This is a genomic window from Oleiphilus sp. HI0080 (genome assembly GCF_001635135.1).
Genome location: NZ_LWFU01000347.1, coordinates 1 through 5,658 on the forward strand (window position 1 = coordinate 1; position 5,658 = coordinate 5,658).

General features: G+C 46.0%; 6 protein-coding genes. All 6 read right to left on the bottom strand.

Going from position 1 to position 5,658, the window contains the following annotated elements; translation table 11 throughout:
- On the bottom strand, window positions 1-347 hold a 347-nt coding region (locus A3751_RS04910), incomplete at its 3' end, for a hypothetical protein (RefSeq protein WP_369821224.1).
- Window positions 348-500: 153 nt separating this feature from the next.
- A complete protein-coding gene (gene urtA, locus A3751_RS04915; RefSeq protein WP_068452887.1) occupies window positions 501-1,787 on the bottom strand; it encodes an urea ABC transporter substrate-binding protein in 1,287 nt (428 codons plus the stop codon).
- A 409-nt stretch (window positions 1,788-2,196) separates the two neighbouring features.
- The gene (msrA, locus tag A3751_RS04920; protein WP_068452889.1) at window positions 2,197-2,838 is read right to left on the bottom strand and encodes a peptide-methionine (S)-S-oxide reductase MsrA; all 642 of its coding nucleotides are present in this window, start codon (window positions 2,836-2,838) and stop codon (window positions 2,197-2,199) included.
- Between the two features lie 18 nt (window positions 2,839-2,856).
- Window positions 2,857-3,894: a methyltransferase gene (locus tag A3751_RS04925; RefSeq protein WP_068452892.1), complete on the bottom strand. Its 1,038-nt coding sequence runs from the start codon at window positions 3,892-3,894 to the stop codon at window positions 2,857-2,859.
- Between the two features lie 9 nt (window positions 3,895-3,903).
- Window positions 3,904-4,959, bottom strand: a complete 1,056-nt coding sequence (locus A3751_RS04930; RefSeq protein ID WP_068452895.1) for a TonB C-terminal domain-containing protein — start codon at window positions 4,957-4,959, stop codon at window positions 3,904-3,906.
- Between the two features lie 51 nt (window positions 4,960-5,010).
- Window positions 5,011-5,658, bottom strand: a 648-nt coding sequence (locus A3751_RS04935; protein WP_082863063.1) for a TonB C-terminal domain-containing protein, incomplete at its 5' end; no start/stop codon positions are given.

Genomic DNA, 5,658 nt, shown 5'->3' on the forward strand with positions numbered 1-5,658 from the left:
TTTTTGGCTGCGAGATAAGCCCGAATTTCACGACGCAGATTATTATTAACAGGAACGCGTTTTATAGCCCGCTTTTTGGTAATGAGTTCCGATTTAGATGGTTCATTTAAGTAGACAACCTGCATACCCTCACTCGACTTAGATTCGAGTACCACAAGTTGTTTTTGTTTTTTATGGCGGTACAGATCGCCATTCAATAGAGCTTCTAGCGCCATATCAGCGCTTTCATTTTTTGATGCGATGAGCTTACTCACGCCTTGCTCAACTTTTTTTAGTTTTCCAGTTATAAGCAAATCGATGCCTTGCTCGTAAAGGCCGGTATCATTTGCGTGAGTTGACAGGGACATTATTGTAAGTATTAGGGCAATAAACGATCGCCCTAAGCAATTTCTTAGGCTCGCCATGGTGGTTCCTTGGAGATGAAATTGGATTGTTTTTGTTTTAGTTGGTTTGAATAAAGAAGGGAGCCAAAGACTCCCTTTTTCGCACTTCTATGGTAATTAGAAGTTTTGACCAGAACACTTACCAGTCTTAACGTTGTAGTTACCACAAGACAAAGGCGCTCTCCAATCAGAGATAACGTCTTTTGAACCTGGTAGGAAGTCAGACCATGCATCGCCCTGAACCAGACCATTTGTAGACGACACAACCTGGAATTGACCGTCTTCTTGAATCTCGCCGATCAAAACTGGCTTAGTAATATGGTGGTTTGGCATCATCGTCGATAAGCCGCCAGAAAGGTTAGGGACAGAAACGCCGATGATCGCATCTTGCACAGCAGATGGGTCAGTAGTACCGGCTTTCTCTACCGCCTCAACCCACATGTTGAAACCAATATAAGTTGCTTCCATTGGGTCGTTTGTAACGCGATCTTCGTTACCGATGTATGAATGCCATGCCTCGATGAACTCGTCATTCGCATCGGACTCAACACTCATAAAGTAGTTCCAAGCAGCCAAGTGGCCAACTAGAGGCGCAGTGTCAAGACCAGCAAGCTCTTCCTCACCAACCGAGAACGCTACTACAGGAATGTCTTCCGCAGAAATCCCTTGGTTGCCAAGCTCTTTGTAGAATGGAACGTTCGCATCGCCATTGATGGTTGATACAACTGCAGTCTTCTTACCCTCTGCACCGAACTTTTTGATGTCCGCTACAATGCTCTGCCAATCAGAGTGTCCAAAAGGCGTATAGTTGATCATGATGTCTTCTTCAGCGACACCAGCATCTTTCAAGTATGCTTCTAGAATTTTGTTTGTTGTACGTGGATATACATAGTCAGTACCCGCAAGCACCCAACGCTCTACACCTTGTTCGGCAAGATAGTCAACGGCTGGAATTGCTTGAGTGTTTGGCGCAGCGCCTGTGTAAAATACGTTTTTCGAAGACTCCTCGCCTTCGTACTGAACCGGGTAAAACAGGATATTGTCTAACTCTTCAAATACAGGCAATACAGATTTACGCGAAACAGATGTCCAGCACCCGAACACAGCGGCCACTTTTTCTTTTTCGATAAGCTCACGTGCTTTTTCAGCAAATAGAGGCCAGTTTGACGCAGGATCTACGACCACAGCCTCTAGCTGCTTCCCAAGCACCCCGCCTTTCTTATTTTGCTCTTCTACCATCATCAAAACGGTGTCTTTCAATGTTGTTTCTGAAATTGCCATCGTTCCAGATAGTGAGTGCAGTACCCCAACCTTGATGGTATCAGCGGCATATGTAACCGAAGCACCGACAGACAGCGACACTGCAGCAGCAACGGTCGCCAATTTAGTCTTAAAGTTTTTCATCGTTAACGTTCCCCGTTCGAAGAATTATTGTTTGTTTTTTAGGAGTGCTTGTATGCGATCTTCCTGCAGGGGGTTAGAGCAAGTGCTGCGCCGTTTCCTAGAAACTAAGATAAATCAGACACTTAGTACGTATATTTGCGTATAGACAAAGCCTGACCAAGAACCTGTCGCACCAATAGCGGGCGAAAAAATCCAAAGCATGCGACTGCCACGCCCTGTTTTGGCGCAAGCGAATGCAACAAAGTCAAATATGCTCGTGTGAATTAGTATGTATATTCTAATTATGGTGGGTAAGGTGAATATATATCTGATACCGGACGTTTCAGATTTGTTATCACTAGCGGAGACGCTAGAGTGGACTTTGCCCTTGGATTCCAAGGGCTTTTTTTTGCCTTGAGAATAGATCGCGCTAAGGGACGCCGCAGGTCACACCCGTGCCACCTAAACCGCAATATCCATTAGGGTTCTTCGCTAAATATTGCTGATGATAGGTTTCGGCATAAAAATATTCCTTCAAAGGCGCGATCTCAGTCGTAATACTTCCAAGCCCTGCTTCTTCGAGTGCATTTTGGTATTGCTGATAGCTCGTTTTTATCACGGCCAAATCAGACTCTTCTAAGTAATAGATCGCCGATCGATACTGCGTACCAAGATCATTCCCCTGCCTCATGCCCTGCGTTGGATCATGTTTCTCCCAAAATACTTTTAAAATCTCGATGAGGCTAATGATGTCCGGGTCGTAGACTACATGAACAACCTCAGTATGGGCTGTCATTCCTGAACAAATCTCTTCGTAGGTAGGGTTGTTAGTAAAACCTCCAGCGTAGCCCACGGACGTAACGTAAACACCATCAAGCTCCCAAAAGGCCCGCTCAGCGCCCCAAAAGCAGCCTAACCCAAGGACGATTTGCTTCATTTCAGCAGGGTAAGGGGCAAAAATGGTGCGGCCATTCACGAAGTGCGTTGGTTCGATTTCTAACGGCTCGCTTCGTCCGGCAAGAGCATTCGCTTCATTTGGCATCTCGATATTCTTTCTAAGGAAATAACTCATGGAACCACCTCAATAGGATTAACGCTCACAATAGTAAACGTTGAACTTAGTACTCTTCGCATAGTACGTACACTTTCCAAATACCGACTCAATGATAGTGGGATAGCGCAGAAAATTATTAGCCACGATGTACATCGGCGCGTATCGCGCCATCTTGGAGTGAGCGGAACGGATAAATCGCTCAGTGGTTTCATACTCAGTAGAAACGCCTTGATGAAATGGAGGATTCGTCACAACGCCATTAACCCTCCCCTTCACCTCTGACCAACCGTCGCTTGGGTAAACCGCACCCTCTAAGCCATTTAACTTTAGCGTTGTTTTAGTAGCTAAAAGCGCGAACCAGTTAATGTCTATACACTCTAGTTTTATCTCTGGATTGACCTTTTTTAAATAAGCCCCGATAACTCCAGCACCACAACCGAAGTCTAAGGTGCGCCCTTTCAAGCGCCTTACTTTTTGCTCCAGCAACAATTGCGTGCCCTCATCTAACTTTCCGGAAGCGAATACTCCAGGAATTGCAGCAAGTTTGAGATCGGTTCCGTTTATATCAACCGACAGTTCTTCAACGTAAGAATTGACATCAAATGTATCTCTCGCCTCAAAACCTGTAGCTTCCCACAATTGACAGTGTTTGGCCGAGTCGAGCTTTTCGCTCTTCTCCGCTCGCTGAGCGAGTCTTTTTGCGCCGCTTGCGATACCCGCCTTCTTCTCACCAACGAGAAAAACACGACCATCGCCTTCTACAAAATTTGCGGCGATATCTAAATAAAGCTCTAGCTCGGGCTTGGACTTAGGCATAAAAAGAAGAACTTGCTGATATCTACCATTAGGTAAGACCTCTTCATCCTGACTAAATTCGCCGCCAATTCCAAATGATACGTTTTCGGCTTTCGAATCTTTGAAGAAGCTGTAACTACGATAGTTAAAGGTCAGAATATGCGCTTGGCGGATGCTAGGCTCCAATGAGCATGCGGGTGGCTCGATGACGAGACGACGGGCATCTTCGGGAAAATACTCTTCATTTCTACCAATAACTTGAACTGTAGGGTGCTGCAATGTGGTTCCTTAATTAATTTCTTCTCGTTCTTGCTCAAACGGCATGAGCTCTGTTTCTTCTTCGATCGACGAATAATGAAAACTTAGGTTGGTATAGTAGCGCGCTGTAATAATTTCGTTATCTGGCACCTCATAACGCGGCACGGCGCGAATCGCGTCAAGGACCGAAATATCTAACAGGGTATGCCCGCTCGATCGATAAATATACGCATTTTCAAGATATCCACTCGAACTGAGCTCAACTTTAATAATGCCTCGATGCAGCTGATTCCCTTTGTATGGGTTGATCCAAAACGACAGGACCTGTTTATTCATTCTCGCCAAATAACGATTAACCAGTTGCAACTCTTTTGATTCGTTTTCGCTAAAGGGTTGCTCCACCAAGGCGTCTGATAATTCGCCATCACTTAGCAACTCCAGATTACCGATGCCTTCAAGGAACTCGCCCGGGATAGTCAACTCTTCCAGGCTTGGCAGTGCGTCAATACTAAACTCTTCAACGGCGCGACTTGAGGCACTCTCTGATGACTCAGCCTCTGCAGTGCCAGCCGCATCACCTAGCAGCGTTTGGTTGCTGGAGCCTATCGTACTGACCACCTCTCGCGCTTCTTCTGATCTCTCGTCCACAACCTCTTCTGTCAAACCTTCTGACACCTCGAGATCTTCGATTTCTTCTTGCGTGCTAGGTGTTTTTTCAGTTTCCGCAATATGCTCAACGTCACGTTCATTGCCGCCACCGGCGACTATTATTCCTTCTATCTCTTTACTTTGGTTATTGCTGGCGAACTCTTCACTATTGTGCGCTGGCAGATGCTCTTCGGGCTGATCTTGCAGCGGCACATCTAAGGTTTGTTGTTCTGGTTCTTGCGGCGTGGATTCAAGAGCTTGTTCAAGTTGAGGTAGAGGTTGCTCAACATGCAGTTGAACCTTAACGCTCTTTTGTTGCGGGGATGGAAGGCTCACTTCTTGTGAAAACAAATACGCCACGATCGCCGAGCTATGAATCAATATGCTCGCGAGCAAAAGCCTAAGAAAAGCATTGTTCTGCTGTCGCTTGGTATGCATCAGATAATTAACAGTTAAAATCCCAGCGAAATCTTAACATTTGAGCGTGGTTTAATCTGCCATATCGCTCTCATCATAGGTCAAACTCAAAGGAAAAGTGACCATCGCTCTCCGTGCATCCGGATCTGACGGAAGCTCCAAGTATCCCGCACCTAATACTGCACTGTAAAACGCCTCATCTAGCGCATCGTTTCCAGAGCGTTTTTTAAAGGCGATAGCATTAACTTTCCCTTGCCGATCTAACAATATTGTGATCACGCCTTGATAGCGATTTCCATCTTTCTTGGGAGCGTCAAGATACTGAGTGATGCGCTTGACCCCTGCCAGCATAGACTGATCGAATATCTGTCGCTCAAGAGGGTTGAGTTCCTGAATCAACTTCATACCATCTACTTCGCGCTTTTTGACCTTGGATGTACCCGCACCCTTTGTCTCAATAAGCGCTCTCTGTAATTCTCGATCACTCAGCTGCTGCATGCTTCCAAACTTCTTGAAACGCTCGCCATCAACAACCTTGTTCGCATCTTTTATTGGCTTGCCTTTTTTCGGATCTGCCTGCTTTGGTCCTTGCGCTTTTTTGGGTTCACCTTTCTTGGGCTCACCTTTCTTGGGTTCGCCTTTCTTGGGTTCGCCTTTCTTGGGCTCGCCTTTCTTGGGCTCGCCTTTCTTGGGTTCGCCTTTCTTGGGTTCGCCTTTCTT

What these genes read in the sequence shown, in the direction of transcription:
- urtA (WP_068452887.1), bottom strand. Translation starts at nt 1,787, where the DNA reads ATGAAAAACTTTAAGACTAAATTGGCGACCGTTGCTGCTGCAGTGTCG.
- msrA (WP_068452889.1), bottom strand. Translation starts at nt 2,838, where the DNA reads ATGAGTTATTTCCTTAGAAAGAATATCGAGATGCCAAATGAAGCGAAT.
- A3751_RS04930 (WP_068452895.1), bottom strand. Translation starts at nt 4,959, where the DNA reads ATGCATACCAAGCGACAGCAGAACAATGCTTTTCTTAGGCTTTTGCTC.